General features: G+C 63.9%; 13 protein-coding genes. 7 read left to right on the top strand and 6 right to left on the bottom strand.

All coding sequences use genetic code 11. The features are described 5' to 3' along the window. Positions 1-699 (bottom strand): ArsR/SmtB family transcription factor, encoded by a 699-nt coding sequence (locus DSM104635_RS06570; protein WP_158765440.1) that lies wholly within the window; start codon positions 697-699, stop codon positions 1-3. Positions 700-773: 74 nt separating this feature from the next. Between DSM104635_RS06570 and DSM104635_RS06575 the strand changes: the two genes are divergently transcribed. Both DSM104635_RS06575 and DSM104635_RS06580 read left to right on the top strand, forming a co-directional pair. Next, complete coding sequence (locus tag DSM104635_RS06575) at positions 774-1,079, top strand: NIPSNAP family protein (RefSeq protein WP_158765441.1); 306 nt, start codon at positions 774-776, stop codon at positions 1,077-1,079. Further along, a complete protein-coding gene (locus tag DSM104635_RS06580) occupies positions 1,076-1,414 on the top strand; it encodes an antibiotic biosynthesis monooxygenase family protein (RefSeq protein ID WP_158765442.1) in 339 nt (112 codons plus the stop codon). The genes DSM104635_RS06575 and DSM104635_RS06580 overlap by 4 nt, the downstream gene beginning before the upstream one ends. Before the next feature lies 1 nt (position 1,415). On the opposite strand, the gene DSM104635_RS06585 is transcribed toward DSM104635_RS06580, so the two are convergent. Both DSM104635_RS06585 and ubiA read right to left on the bottom strand, forming a co-directional pair. Next, on the bottom strand, positions 1,416-2,138 hold the full coding sequence (locus DSM104635_RS06585) for a DNA-3-methyladenine glycosylase family protein (protein WP_158765443.1): 723 nt from the start codon (positions 2,136-2,138) through the stop codon (positions 1,416-1,418). Further along, positions 2,138-3,091, bottom strand: coding sequence for a 4-hydroxybenzoate octaprenyltransferase (ubiA, locus tag DSM104635_RS06590; RefSeq protein WP_158765444.1), 954 nt, complete (start codon positions 3,089-3,091; stop codon positions 2,138-2,140). The genes DSM104635_RS06585 and ubiA overlap by 1 nt, the downstream gene beginning before the upstream one ends. A gap of 317 nt (positions 3,092-3,408) precedes the next feature. On the opposite strand from ubiA, the gene DSM104635_RS06595 reads away from it, so the two are divergent. Beyond that, entirely contained in the window at positions 3,409-5,220 is a 1,812-nt protein-coding gene (locus DSM104635_RS06595; protein ID WP_158765445.1) for an ABC transporter ATP-binding protein, read from the top strand. Positions 5,221-5,344: 124 nt separating this feature from the next. Here the strand turns inward: DSM104635_RS06595 and DSM104635_RS06600 are convergent, their stop codons facing one another. Together DSM104635_RS06600 and DSM104635_RS06605 are read right to left on the bottom strand one after the other, a co-directional pair. Then, a complete protein-coding gene (locus tag DSM104635_RS06600; protein ID WP_158765446.1) occupies positions 5,345-6,709 on the bottom strand; it encodes a glutamate--cysteine ligase in 1,365 nt (454 codons plus the stop codon). Positions 6,710-6,777: 68 nt separating this feature from the next. Further along, positions 6,778-7,590, bottom strand: a complete 813-nt coding sequence (locus DSM104635_RS06605) for a 16S rRNA (uracil(1498)-N(3))-methyltransferase (RefSeq protein ID WP_158765447.1) — start codon at positions 7,588-7,590, stop codon at positions 6,778-6,780. 101 nt (positions 7,591-7,691) lie between these two features. Between DSM104635_RS06605 and DSM104635_RS06610 the strand changes: the two genes are divergently transcribed. From DSM104635_RS06610 to DSM104635_RS06625, 4 genes are all read left to right on the top strand, one after another. Next, positions 7,692-8,390, top strand: coding sequence for a hypothetical protein (locus DSM104635_RS06610; protein ID WP_158765448.1), 699 nt, complete (start codon positions 7,692-7,694; stop codon positions 8,388-8,390). Positions 8,391-8,447: 57 nt separating this feature from the next. Further along, on the top strand, positions 8,448-8,978 hold the full coding sequence (locus DSM104635_RS06615; RefSeq protein WP_158765449.1) for a GNAT family N-acetyltransferase: 531 nt from the start codon (positions 8,448-8,450) through the stop codon (positions 8,976-8,978). Between the two features lie 81 nt (positions 8,979-9,059). Next, positions 9,060-10,907: a peptide MFS transporter gene (locus DSM104635_RS06620; protein ID WP_158765450.1), complete on the top strand. Its 1,848-nt coding sequence runs from the start codon at positions 9,060-9,062 to the stop codon at positions 10,905-10,907. A 427-nt stretch (positions 10,908-11,334) separates the two neighbouring features. Beyond that, complete coding sequence (locus DSM104635_RS06625; RefSeq protein ID WP_158765451.1) at positions 11,335-12,672, top strand: type IV secretory system conjugative DNA transfer family protein; 1,338 nt, start codon at positions 11,335-11,337, stop codon at positions 12,670-12,672. Here DSM104635_RS06625 and bla read toward each other — a convergent pair. Beyond that, positions 12,669-13,583, bottom strand: a complete 915-nt coding sequence (gene bla / locus DSM104635_RS06630; RefSeq protein ID WP_158765452.1) for a subclass B3 metallo-beta-lactamase — start codon at positions 13,581-13,583, stop codon at positions 12,669-12,671. The genes DSM104635_RS06625 and bla overlap by 4 nt on opposite strands. Positions 13,584-13,621: the final 38 nt, after the last annotated feature.

Genomic DNA, 13,621 nt, shown 5'->3' on the forward strand with positions numbered 1-13,621 from the left:
CTATAGCGCGTTCAGATCGAACATAAACGCCCGCTGCAGCGCTGTTTCGCCGTAGCGCGTGAATTCGACGATACGGGAAGTGCCCCGCTGCGCCGCCCAGCCGCGCTCGAAGATGTTTTCCAGCAGCGCAGCGCCCAGGGCGCCCGCCAAGTGGTGGCGCCGCACGCTCCAATCCAAGCAGGCCCGGCACACCGGCCGCGCGCCTTGCTCCAACTCCGCGATGTCGACGCCGAACGTCGACACCTTCACGCGCCCCAGTCGCGTCAGCGCGAACGTTTTCTCCGGACCCGGCACGATCCACTTGTTTTTCTTGAACGCGTCGAACAGCGCCACGCCCAGTTCGCCGGCGAGATGATCGTAGCAAAGTCGCGCGCGCCGCAGCGCCGGCTCCTTCGGACCCGGCCGTGTACGCAACGCCTTCGCCCGCGCCGCCACGCCCATCAGCGTTTCCAGCAAGCCCGCAACGTCGGCGTCAGCGAGCCTGTAATAGCGATGCCGCCCCTGCGCCTCGACCGCGATCAGGCCGGCTGCTTCCAGCTTCGACAGATGCGAACTCGCGGTTTGCTTGGTCACGCCGCCTTCGAGCGCAAGCTCGGTCGCCGTCAACGCTTCGCCGTTGACGAGCGCCGTCAGCATGTTGGCGCGCGCTGGATCGCCGACCATGGCGGCGATCGCTGCGATGTTTGGGCCTTCTCTCATCGGGCTCCCATGGTTCGACCGTAGTCGAACCATGTAGTCGCTGCAATACGCTATGCAAGCCTCCGGAGGCCAGCATGCTGACGTGTTTCATTCGTTACCAAATCGATTCGTTCAAAAAGCCGGAATTCGAGCGCTACGCCCGCACCTGGGGCGAAGCGATCCCCCGTTGCGGCGCCGATCTGATTGGCTATTTCGCGCCGCACGAGGGCTCGGCGACCTTGGCGTACGGTGTGTACAACATCGAAAACCTCGCCGCGTACGAGGAGTACCGCACTCGTTTAGCGGCCGATCCGCAGGGCCGCGAGAACTACGAGTTCGCCAAGCGCGAACGCTTCATCCTGCGCGAGGACCGTACGTTTCTGAAACTCTGCTCGCGATGATCGCGGTGATCTTCGAAGTCGAACCGGCGGCGCGCGACGACTACTTCCGCATCGCTACCGAACTGCGCCCGCTCCTGGGAGAGATAGACGGCTTCATCTCCATTGAGCGTTTCCAGAGTTTGAACGATGACAGCCGCATCCTCTCGCTCTCGTTTTGGCGCGACGAAGCCGCTATCGCGCAGTGGCGCACACTCGAAGCGCACCGAGCGGCGCAAGCTGAGGGCAGGGCACGAATCTTCCACGACTATCGCCTGCGTGTAGCGAATGTGGTTCGGGACTATGGGATGAGGGCGCGCGACGGGGCGCCAGAAGATTCTCAGGCGGCGAACGGATAGGTCACGCGCGCCGTTTGGCCTTCTTGGCGGCTTTCTTCTTAGGGAGCTTTTTCTTCGCGACTTTCTTGGCCGGTTTCTTCGTCGCCTTTTTCTTTGCCTTTTTCGTTGGCGAGCGATCAGGCGTCAGCGTGTCGGCGATGCGCCAGAGGTGCCAGGCAGCCGCGCTTCGATAGGGCGTCCATCGTTCGCCGTACGCGGCGAGCTCTTTCGGCGTGAAGCCGCGGCTGTAGAGTTTCTCGGCGCCCTTGCGCACGCCGAGATCGTCGACGGGCAATATGTCCGGTCGGCCTAACGTGAACATGAGGTACATCTCAACCGTCCAGCGCCCGACGCCCCGCGCGGCCGTCAGCCGTTCGATAATCTCCTCATCGCCCAACTTCGAGAGCGCGCGCGCCTCAGGTATGATGCCGTCAAGGCGCTTCTGAGAAATATCGCGCAGTGCAGCAATTTTCTGGCGCGAGAGGCCCGCGCCGCGCAGCAGCTCGTCGCTGACGCTTAGAATGTCGCTCGGCTCGGGATGATCTTTGTCGGCAAACAACGCCAGCACACGGCCGTGAATGGTCTGCGCCGCTTTGCCGGACAGCTGCTGAAAGACGACAGCGCGGATCAGTGCGCGGTACGGATCGTTTTGCCGTTCAAATTTGGTCGGGAAGGGCTCGTGCTTGGCCACGACGCCGGCGAAGCGTTTGCAGATCGTCGAGAGATGTTCTTCCGCGTCGCCCATCACACACCCAGGATCGGCCTCACTGTGCGCCAGATGGGTTCGAGCGCAAACGCCAGCAAGACCGCCGCGCCGATCATCGCATTGCGTTTGAACGCCGCAAGCGCCGTTTCCGGACGTGCGTCGTCGACGCTCTCCAGCATCGGCCAGATCATCGCGGCGCCGATCATGGAAAGCGACGCCGCCATCAGCACGCTCGAGCCTGCAATCGCCGCCGCCGCCGTCCAGAGCGCCACTGCGGCGACGTAAAACACGCTCGTCCACATCCGCCATTTGTCCGCGAACAACCGCGCTGTCGAGCGCACGCCGACGAGTACATCGTCCTCGCGATCCTGCAGCGCGTAGATGGTGTCGTAGCCAATGGTCCAGCAGATGCAGCCTGCGTAAAGCGCGATCGCTTCGAACGGCACGCCCGGCAGATAGCTCACCGCCGCGCCGCCCACGAGCGCGCCCCACGAAAACACAATGCCGAGCCATGCCTGCGGCCACCACGTGATGCGTTTCATCAAAGGATAGAGTGCGACGAACGGCACGGCGATCGACGCCACGATCTGCGCCGTGCGCGGAAGCAGCACTAGCACGCCCAGTCCTACGAGACACTGCGCGATCAACCACACCCAAGCGCCACGCGTCGTCACCGCACCCGAAGGCAGCGGCCGCGCCCGCGTGCGCTCGACTTGCGCGTCGATATCGCGATCCAGAATGTCGTTATACGTGCAGCCCGCGCCGCGCATCGCGATCGCGCCAACGAGAAACGCAAACGCCAGCGCCAGATCGCTCCAGAAAAATCCAAAGCCGGTGCGCGAAACCGCGATCCCCATCCAGCACGGCAACAACAGCAACTGCCACCCAATTGGCCGGTCCAGCCGCGACAGCTGCGCGAACGGCTTCCACGCGCGCGGCAGCGCGTCGGTCCAATGTTGCGCCAACGCATCGGCGGGTTTCAAATCGGTCACGAGGGCGTCATGCGGCGCTCTTTTGCTTTACGCAAGACGACACAAACGCTATGTGACCGGCTCCAAAATACTAGGAGCAGCGGTCCATGGCGGTCCGATTTAAGTAAGTACGGCGTAGCGAATGGACGCCGCTGAGCTTTGAGGCCAACGCCTCAGTTCCAAATCCCCAGACCGATTGCGGAAAAGCAATCGTGCGCGGGAGCCTCCGTTTCGCCGAGCCGTGCTGAAGGACGCCTTCCGCTCTCAGCTTCTCGTTCCAATTCAATTGTGCAACGCCGCCCACGTAGCGCGGCCGCGCCTTCATCCTTGGTGCTCACATGAGCGACGCATACGACATCGACGACGAGTCTGGCCGCCGCAAAGCAACATTCGGCCAAGTCGCCAAGTATTTGTGGAAGCACTGGTCCAGCCAGCCGCTGAAGCTCGCCTTGTTCGGCGCTTTTTTCCTGTTCGCGATCGCCGCGGACCTGGCGTTTCCGTTCGCCTCGGCGCGTTTGGTGGAGGCGCTCGCCGCTGGCCCGACGGCCGAAGGGACGCGCGAGGCCGCGTTTGGGTACGGCGTGGTCGCCTTCGTAGCGTTCATCTTCTACGTCTCGCGCAATATCGGCGTGCGCTTCTGGCTGCCCTACGCGGCCAACAACATGGAGCGGATCGTCTCGAACGGCTTCCGCGACGTGCAGCGTTTCTCGTCCGACTGGCACGCTGACAACTTCGCCGGCGCGACGGTGCGACGCGTCTCGCGCGCGATGAACGCCTACGACCAAATCTCGGACACTTTGGTCTGGTACATGCTGCCGGCGATGGGCGTGCTGATCGGCGTCACCGTGCTGACGTTTATCCAATGGCCGCTCATCGGACTCTTCACCGGCGGCACGATCGCGCTGTTCCTGCTCAGCGCCTACCTGTTCGGCCGCTACCTGATCGCGGGCGCCGTGCGCCGCTACATCAAGGCCGACACTGAGATCGGCGCAGCGCTGGCCGACGCTGTAACCTCCAACGCGACGGTGAAGGCGTTCGGCGCGGAAGAGCGTGAGCAGAAGCGCTTCGATGCCGTGGTCAGCGTTTGGCGCGTCGAAGCCATCAACACGTGGACGCTGTGGACCAATTCCTGGATTCTGCAGAACATGCTGCTGTTCATCCTGCAGGCGGGGCTGCTTGGCCTCGTGCTGCTGGAATGGAGCAAAGGTCGCGCGACCGCTGGCGATGCGGTGTTCGCGATCACGTCGTTCCTGTTGGTCTCGGGCTACCTCCGCACGCTCGGCGAGAACGTGCAGAACCTGCAGAAGGGCATCGCCGATATCGAAGACGTCGTCGGCTACGACCTTGAGCAGGCAGGCGTCGTCGATCGGCCCAGCGCACCTGCTTTCAATGCAGGCGCAGGCGGCATCGCGTTCGACAAAGTCTCGTTCGGTTACAAGAACGCGTCCGAGGCGCTCTACAGCGATTTCTCGCTGGAGATCACGCCCGGCGAGACCGTGGCGCTGGTCGGGCCGACGGGCTCCGGCAAGTCGACGTTCGTGAAGCTGGTGCAGCGCCTCTATGACGTTGACGCGGGTGAAATTCGCATCGACGGCCAGGACGTGCGCGCGGTGACGCAAGCCAGCTTGCGCCAATCGCTCGCGCTGGTGCCGCAGGACCCGTCGCTGTTCCACCGTTCGCTGAAGGAGAACATCTCCTACGCCAAGCCTGACGCGACGATGGATGAAATCATCGATGCGGCCCGGCGCGCTCGCGCCCACGACTTCATCGAAAAGCTGCCGTTCGGCTACGACACCGAAGTCGGCGAGCGCGGCGTGAAACTCTCCGGCGGCGAACGGCAGCGCGTCGCGCTGGCGCGCGCCTTCCTCGCCGGCGCGCCGATCCTGATCCTCGACGAAGCGACGTCTTCGCTTGACGTAGAAACCGAACGCGAAGTGCAGGCAGCGATGGCGGAGCTAAAGCGGGGGCGCACCACGATCGTGATCGCGCACCGGCTCAGCACGATCCGCGAAGCCGACCGCATTCTGGTGTTCAACCAGGGACGGATCGTGGAGCAGGGCAAGCACGCGGAACTGATCTCCGCGCGCGGGCTCTACGCGCGGCTGAATGCGATGAGCGTGGGAGATACCATCGCTGACGAAGCAGCATAGTGTCTGAGTCATCCCGGCCGACCGAAGGGAGAGCCGGGACCCAGGGATCGTAGAACTCAGTGTTTGTCTCTGGGTCCCGGATCGCGCTCCGCGCGTCCGGGATGACTCTGAAGCCATCGATCGATTAATAAGCGCACGCCTCAAACACGCGCTTCACGTCTCCGCCCCACTCTGTGCGGTAGCGCTCAATCAGCCGCTCGGCCGGCGTGACGCCGCTCGCCGCAATATCATCCAGCTCCGTCAGAAAATGCGTTTCATCCTGGCCCGAGCCGTCCGCCTTCGCGCGCGACTTCAAACCCTGCCGCGCTATCGCCAGCGCCGCCTGCGCGATGTTCTGCGCCGAGTTGCCGCGGATCGGCGCGCGCAGCCCCAGCACCGGCACGGCGCGGCGCAGGCTTTCGCGATCTTCCGCGGTCCAGCTCTTCACCAGCGACCACGCCGCCTCCAGCGCCGCGTCGTCATAATAAATGCCGGCCCAGAACGCCGGCAGTGCGCACAGGCGCGACCACGGCCCCGCATCGGCGCCGCGCATTTCGAGATATGTCTTCAACCGCACTTCGGGGAAAATCGTGGTGAGGTGATCTTCCCAATCCTTCGCGGTCGGCCGCTCACCAGGCAGCGTGGACATCTTGCCGTCCATGAAGGCGCGGAAGCTCTGGCCCGAGCAATCGACGTACTTGCCATCGCGATACGCAAAGTACATCGGCACGTCGAGCGCGTACTTGGCGTAGCGTTCAAAGCCCATGCCGTCTTCGAACACGAACGGCAGCATGCCGGTGCGATCGGGATCGGTGTCGGTCCAGATGTGAGCGCGATAGGAGAGGAAGCCGTTTAGCCGCCCTTCCGCGAACGGCGACGCCGCAAACAGCGCCGTTGCGATCGGTTGCAGCGCTAGGCCGACGCGAAACTTTTTCACCATGTCGGCTTCGGATGCGAAGTCCAAATTGGTCTGCACCGTACACGAGCGGAACATCATCTGGCGGCCAAGGCGTCCGACCTTCGCCATGTAGTCGCGCATAATCTTGTAGCGGCCCTTCGGCATGATCGGGATGTCGTCCAGCGCCCACAGCGGTTGGAAGCCGACGCCCAGGAAGGCGATGTTCATGTCGTCGCAAACGTCGCGCAGCTGCGAGAGGTGCGAGCCTGTTTCAGCGCACGTCTGATGCAGATGCTCAAGTGGCGCACCGGAAAGCTCAAACTGACCGCCTGGCTCCAGCGTGATCGACGCCATGCCCTGCTTCAGCGCGATGACGTTTTCGCCTTCGTACGTGCGCTCCCAGCCGTACTTGTCGGCGAGCTTGTTCAGCAGCGCGCCGATGCCGTTCTCGCCTTCGTAGGGAACGGGTTTCAGCGTGTCGCGATAGAAGGCGAACTTCTCGTGCTCGGTGCCGATGCGCCAGGTGGAGCGGTCCGGCTTCGGCCCACTCTCCAAATGCGCGACAAGATCGCGAAAGCCCGTCAGCACCGGGGCTGTTTCAGTTTTGGCCAAGCGCTTCCTCCCGGGGCGTTCTTGGCGGTGATGTGGAGCTTTCACCGCGCCGCCGCAAGGCGCAACGCCTACCGCCAGTCGCCCCAGGTCGACTGAATGACGCTTAACGCTGCGATCACCGCCGTCTCCGCGCGCAAGATACGCGGGCCAAGCGAGACCGGCGTTACAAACGTTAACGCGCGTAGCATGCGCCGCTCCTCTGGCGTGAAGCCACCTTCGGGTCCAATCAGAAGCGCGAGCTTACTTGGACCGCCGGCGTCTCGCCGGCCGGCTCCGGCGATGGCCGGCGAGACGCCGGCGGTCCAAGTAAGCAGTGCTTGCGCAATTGGAGCCGCGCGTCCGCTCTCTCCACCCCAAGCTGCGTTCGCATCATCACCCGCTTCATCGGCATAGATCAGCGGCCGCGCCGCATCCCAGCCATCGACAATTTTCGCAAGCGATACCGGGTCCATGATCTCCGGCGCGTCGAACCGCTCCGTCTGCTCTGCCGCCTCGCGCGCAATACTCTGCAATCGATCGAGCCGTACCGTTTCGACGATCGTGCGCTGCGTAATCACTGGGCGTATGCGGCGCACGCCAAGCTCAGTCGCCTTCTCCACGATCAAATCCGTCGCGTGCCGCTTTACCGGCGCGAACAGCAAATCCAAATCCGGCGTCGCGCGCGCCTCGCGCAACAGTGCGTCCACCGCCACTATCATCCCGCGCTTCGTTTTGGCGCTAACCTTCGCGCTCCATTCGCCGTCGCGCGCGTTGAACACGCGAAGCGTGTCGCCTTCATCCAACCGCAACACAGTGCCGACATGGCGCGCCTGCGCCTCGTCCAGCGCGATCGCGGCGCCGGGCCGTAAATTTTGATCTATCAACAGGCGCGGATTGGCCATGATGTGCCCTTGCTGCCGCGCTCCGGCGCTCCTTACAAGCCCGCCTCTTGACCCAAGGCGCGGCCAGGCGCTCATTCCGCCCGCCAAAAGCGGAGGGGACGATGGCGGCGCAGACGCTCCTGATTTCAGCCGGTGACGTGATCGACGTGCAGCTCACGTCGGAAACGGTGGTGATCGAATCCCGCACCGGCCGGCACGAGGAAGAGGGCCACATCACCAACCGCATGCGTCTCTTCGTGAAGGAGACTGACGGCGCCGAGAAGAAATACGATTTCGAAGACACCGAACTCGGCGTGCGCGAAACGCAGCGCGTCGCCATCGTGCGCGGCAAGCTGAAGAAGATCGAGCAGCCGATGCATCTCATCCTGTTCAATCTTTCTAGCGGCGAGCACGACACGTTCGAAGGTGGCCTGCGCGCCTATCTCGGCCACAAGCCGTTCTTTGGCCCGCTCTGGAAAGCGGCGACGCTGTCGCTTGGCATGGCGTTGGTGTTTTGGTTCGTGTCGAATTTCATCATCCGTAACGGCAATGGTGGGCTGGGCTCAATCTCGCTCGCGCTCATGTTCGCGTTTCTCACCTATCCGGTGTTCTGGTGGCTGAGCCGCACCTGGGACCGCATCACCGAGCGCATGCGGTACAAGGCGGCGCGCAAGCGCTTCATCAAGGACTTGGCTGGCCGTGTCCGCGCCTACGCGCCGAGCGCTGCCCCCGCGCCTGTTGCGCCGCAGCAAGCGCCGGCGCCGGAATCCGCCCCGCCCGCGAGTCCCGAGGCGCCAGCGCCCGAACCGAGCGCTAGCTAGCCGCCAACTGCGCGTGTGCGGTTGCCCGAGCGGATGTCTTGCGTAAGGTCCGCCCCCGTGACCGCGCTCGATCATCCGATTTACACGTCGCGCCTCCGGCTCGAGCCGGTGACGCCGGCATTGGCCGATGCAGCGCGCGCGGGGCAGGCGGCATTCGCCGACGTGATTGGCGCCGAAGCGCCGGCCGAATGGTGCGCCGCAAGCCTTGGCCTGGTCGCACGCTCGATCAATCACGCCTGGGGCCCATCGCCCGCGCCGACACGCGCAATCGCTATTTTGCGCGGTGAAGACGCCGTTATTGGCGATGTGCGCTTCGAGCCCTCGCTCCGCGCGGCCAAGGAATTCGAACTCGGCTATGGTGTCGCGCGCAGCCGCCGCAATCAGGGCTACGCCACCGAGGCCGCGGGCGCGGTGATTGACTGGCTATTCGAGGAGGGCGGCGCCGACAGCATTCTCGCTGGCTGCGATCGCAGGAACCTTGCCTCGGTGCGAACCCTGCGCCGTCTCGGCTTTTGGCTCGACTCCAATCCCGGCGAGACCTTCTGGTGGGTGCTCACCCCGGACCTTCGTGTGTCGCCGCGCGCTTGACCGGCAATTCCATGACTGCTTTGTGAGAATTCATGGGACGCTGGCGCCGGGACCAACCGCGCGCAGGGAGGATTTTGCCGTATGTGGAACATCGTCGTAGCAGGCGGCATCGCGATCACGTTGATCACGGCCGTCCCGGTCTTCCTGCAGCTGCGCAAGCACCCGCAGGGCATCCACATCCTCTTCTTCACCGAGATGTGGGAGCGGTTTTCCTACTACGGCATGCGCGTGTTGCTGCTGACCTACATGACGCAGCACTTCCTGTTCTCCGACACCTACGGGCAGGGCACCTACGGCGCCTACACATCGCTCGTGTACCTGCTGCCGCTGATCGGCGGCTTCCTCGCCGACAAATATATCGGCACCCGCAAGGCCATCGCTTTCGGCGCATTGCTGCTGGTTGCCGGCCACCTCACCATGGCGATCGAGCAGCCGCAGGTGCAGCAGACGCTCACCTACCAAGGCCAAGCCTACGACTTTGAGATCACCGGCCGCCAAGATCAGCGCGCGACTCGCATCATGGTCGGTGGCCAAGCCTACGATTACGGTCCAGCCGACGGCGGCGGCATCGCCATCGAAGGCCTGCCGGCCAACGCTGCGTTGCCGAGCACGCTCGAGGCCGGCTCGTACACACTTGCCGAAGAGGGCCGCAATCCGCTCTTTGTGAACATCTTCTTCTTCGCCATGGCGTTGATCGCCATGGGCGTCGGCTTCCTGAAGCCCAACATCTCGACCTCGATCGGTCAGCTCTATGAGCCTGGCGATCCACGTCGCGACGCCGGCTTCACGCTCTACTATTTCGGCATCAATCTCGGCGCGTTCTGGGCGCAGGTTTTGTGCGCAGGCCTCGGCGCGACATTCGGCTGGGCCTACGGCTTCGGCGCCGCGGGTATCGGGATGGCGATTGGCTATCTTGTGTTTGTGAACAAGCGGCTCTTGTTCTTCATCCCCGGTCCGAAGCAATTGCCCGATCATGTCGGCGCCCCGCCGGAGCCGGAGCTGATCAAAAAGCCGCTGTTAGGCCCCATCAACCGCGAGTGGCTGATCTACATTCTGGGCCTCGCGGGCGTCGCCGGCGTTTGGGTACTGCTGCAACGTGAGCCGTGGGTGAACACCGCGCTGACATGGTCGTCCGTGATCATGCTCGGGTACTTCTTGTTATACATGATCCGGAACTGCTCCTGGATCGAAAGCCAGCGCATCATTGTCGCTCTGGTTCTCGTTCTGGCATCGACTGTGTTCTTCGCGCTGTTCGAACTTGCGGGCTCGGCGCTCAATCAGTTCGCCGAGCGCAACACCGCGCTGCCAAACGACGGCTTCTTCTCGATGACGTCCGGCCAAACGCAGAGCTTCAACGGCGCCTTTATCCTGCTGTTGGCGCCCGTGTTCGCGATGATGTGGAGCTGGATCAACAAGCACAATCTCGATCCGGGCGACGGCTTCAAGTTCGCGCTCGCTCTGATCCAAGTCGGCGCTGGCTTCCTGGTGCTGGTCTGGGGCGCGCAATACGCTGACGAAAGCGCGCGCGTGCCGCTCATCTTCCTGGCGCTGCTCTATCTGCTCCACACCACGGGTGAGCTCTTCCTCTCGCCGGTTGGTCTCTCTGCCATGACCAAGCTGGCGCCCGCGCCCATCGTGGCGACCATGATGGCGACCTGGTTCCTGGGCTCGTCTGGCGCGCAAGCGTTGGCGGCCCAGATCTCGAAGCTGACGGCGCAGGAGACTGTGGGCGGCCAAGTGCTCGACCCGCACGCGGCGCTCGCGACCTACGTCCAGGTCTTCAACCAGATCGGCTGGTTGTCGATTTGGATCGGCGTTGGTTTGGGCGTGGCGTCGCCGCTGCTCCGCTACATGGCGCACCTGAAGGTCATCGACGCCCGCAAGCGCTCAATCCGCGAAGGCGAGGCCGGCTCGCCAGTCAAAGGCTAGAATCGGGTCCCGCCGGCCTTTGGAGGGCCGGCGGGACCGTTTTCCAAATCCGGTATGGGCGGCCTCGGCGCCCGCCACGCCTTGTAATCATTTCGCTTTCGACGCGTCGGTCGCCTTTGGGGTTAACCACAGGCGCGGCCGAAAAATATCAAGATAAATCCTGTCGTTACGAGATTTCCTCGGCCGCCTGCTGGTGTCGCTTATTGCGCGCGCTTAGCTTTCCGGATGAACTGATGGAGCCGAGGGGCGGGGACGCCTTCAAAGCCGCCGGTCCGCCCGAATTGGTCGCTTCCCAGCCTCAATCCGGAACGGCTCTGGTCCAGAATCGAGAACTACACGTGATGCCCGGTCGTCTCCCCAGGACCGGCGCTAAGGAGGTGCTGACATGTCTCGGCCGCGCACGACCCGCTCCCGCAAGAAGCCTCCGGTGGCTTCCGAGCAGGTATTGCGCCCAGAGGTCATGGACCTCCTGCTGGGGTGGAAGCACGAAGACCAGAAGGACCCGATCGGCTTCGGCGCCCCGCGCGCCAACGAGGCCGCGATCCAGGGCGAGGTCCCGATCCTCTACAGCGAGGATCGCCACCTGCTGACCATCGCGCCCACGGGCGCGGGCAAGGGCCGCGGCGTCATCATCCCGAACCTGCTCCGCTTCGAAGGCTCGGTGATCGTCATCGACCCTAAGGGCGAGACTTGGCACGTCACCCATCGCCGCCGGAAGGAGATGGGGCAGGAAGTGCGCCTGCTCGATCCGTTCGGCGCCGTCTCCAAGAAAACCGATGCCCTGAACCCGTTCGATCTGTTCGATCGCCCCGGAGCGCTGCTCGACGCCGACGCCGAAATGCTGGCCTCGCTGCTGGCGGGCGACGTCGGTTTCCACAAGGAGCCCTTCTGGGACAATTGGGGCCGTTCGCTGATGGCCGGCGTCATCGCCGCCGTCGCCGAAACCGCGCCGAAGAGCGAGCGCCATTTCGGCCGCGTCCGCGAAATCCTGATGAGCGACGACGCGGTGTATAATCTCGCCGCGTTGATCGAGAACCACGAGCAGCTCAACCGGTTGTCGAAGCAGAACATCTCGAGCTTCCTGCCGATCACAGAGCAAACCCGTTCCGGCATCCTCTCCACCGCGCAGAGCTATCTGAAGGTGGTGAACTCGGATTCTGCGCTGCGTTCGCTGTCGAAGTCGACCATCGATCTCGGCGCGGTGCGTCGCGGCGATCCGATGACGATCTACATCGTCATCCCGCCGGACAAACTCGAAAGCCACGGCGCGTTGCTGCGTCTCTGGGTCGGCGCGCTGATGCTGACGGTGATGGGCCGCAAGCGCCGTCCGAAGCGCTCGACGCTCTTTCTGCTGGACGAGTGCGCGCAACTCGGCGAGTTCGGCCCGCTGCGGCAATCGATGACGCTGCTGCGCGGCTACGGCCTACAAGTGTGGCCGTTCTTCCAAGATTTGTCGCAGCTGCAGCGGCTCTATCCGAAAGACTGGCGCACCATCTTCAATAACGCCGGCGTGTTTCAACTCTTCGGGGTCGCCAACCACCTGATGGCGAAAGAGAGCTCAGAGCTGATCGGCGACATCAACGCAGACGTTCTCCGCGCCATGGCCAAGGACCGCCAGATTATCTCGGTGTCGAACGAGAAGGCGATGAGCGCGCGCTTGCCGGATTATCTGATGGACGCGCCCTTCGCTGGCCAGTTCGATCCGAACCCGATGTTCGAACCCGACCCTGGCCCGACCAAACGCCGGCCCTCGCGCGCCCGCTAATTCGCGGCGGCGGTTTGGCGCGCCAGTTCAGCTTCAAACGTCGCCTGAAGCCGCGTGTTCAAGCGCTGCAATTCGCCCGCGTCCACGAACGCGTTGGCGTCGCCGGCGATTTGACGCGCACGCTTGCCGACAAGATCGGCAAACTCCGGATGGTTGGTCAGCAGCACGTCTGCTTCAATCGTGCGGAGACGCGCAAACGTGGCGCGAAAATTCTCCGCGATGCCGGGGTAGGCGGGCGGCACGAGTGATCGGCCGGCCAACGTCGTGCTGCAGTGAAAGAACGCACGATGTGGCGCGCCGTCCGCACCGCGCACATCCATGCTCCATGACGTGCAGCCAGGGGTGTGGCCCGCGGTGATCAGCGCCGTCATCGTGACGCCGCCCAGCGTCAGCGTTTCGCCGTCGCCGATCACACGGTCCACGCGCACCCGCGGCGCAATCGCGCCAAACCCGACGCGGCCGGACTCTAACGCCTCGCGGTCGCCCTCGCTCGCCACCATCGTCGCACCGCTTGCTTGTTGAAGCCGCGCCAGGCCGCCGGCGTGATCGATGTGCGCGTGTGAGTTCAGCAGATATTTCACATCACGAATGTTGAAACCGAGCGCCTCGATGTTTGCGATGATCGCCGGCGCACTCTGCGGGAAGGCGCCGTCGAGCAGGAAATGCCCGTCCGGCGTCGTGATCAGAAAGGCGCTGACCCCGCTGACGCCGACATAGTGGATGTTGCCGATCAGCGCGTAGGGCGCGACCGGCGCATTCCACTCGCCCCAATCGTCCTCAAGCGGCGCTTGCTCCGCCGCCGCCATTTCGGCTTCGCTGGCGAGTGGGGGAAGGGGCGCGGGCTCCGGCGCGCTTGGCGCCGCACACGCCGCCAGAGCCACACAAACGAAGAGCGCGCGCAGAGGGATCATGCGCGCGCTCTAACGGTCTTCGTCCCTCTGATCAAACG

Origin of the sequence: Terricaulis silvestris (assembly GCF_009792355.1) — a bacterium.
GTDB classification, from domain to species: Bacteria; Pseudomonadota; Alphaproteobacteria; order Caulobacterales; family Aquidulcibacteraceae; genus Vitreimonas; species Vitreimonas silvestris.

Coding starts and splice junctions, on each gene's coding strand:
- DSM104635_RS06570 (WP_158765440.1), bottom strand. CDS start 699: ATGAGAGAAGGCCCAAACATCGCAGCGATCGCCGCCATGGTCGGCGAT.
- DSM104635_RS06575 (WP_158765441.1), top strand. CDS start 774: ATGCTGACGTGTTTCATTCGTTACCAAATCGATTCGTTCAAAAAGCCG.
- DSM104635_RS06580 (WP_158765442.1), top strand. CDS start 1,076: ATGATCGCGGTGATCTTCGAAGTCGAACCGGCGGCGCGCGACGACTAC.
- DSM104635_RS06585 (WP_158765443.1), bottom strand. CDS start 2,138: ATGGGCGACGCGGAAGAACATCTCTCGACGATCTGCAAACGCTTCGCC.
- DSM104635_RS06595 (WP_158765445.1), top strand. CDS start 3,409: ATGAGCGACGCATACGACATCGACGACGAGTCTGGCCGCCGCAAAGCA.
- DSM104635_RS06605 (WP_158765447.1), bottom strand. CDS start 7,590: ATGGCCAATCCGCGCCTGTTGATAGATCAAAATTTACGGCCCGGCGCC.
- DSM104635_RS06610 (WP_158765448.1), top strand. CDS start 7,692: ATGGCGGCGCAGACGCTCCTGATTTCAGCCGGTGACGTGATCGACGTG.
- DSM104635_RS06620 (WP_158765450.1), top strand. CDS start 9,060: ATGTGGAACATCGTCGTAGCAGGCGGCATCGCGATCACGTTGATCACG.
- bla (WP_158765452.1), bottom strand. CDS start 13,583: ATGATCCCTCTGCGCGCGCTCTTCGTTTGTGTGGCTCTGGCGGCGTGT.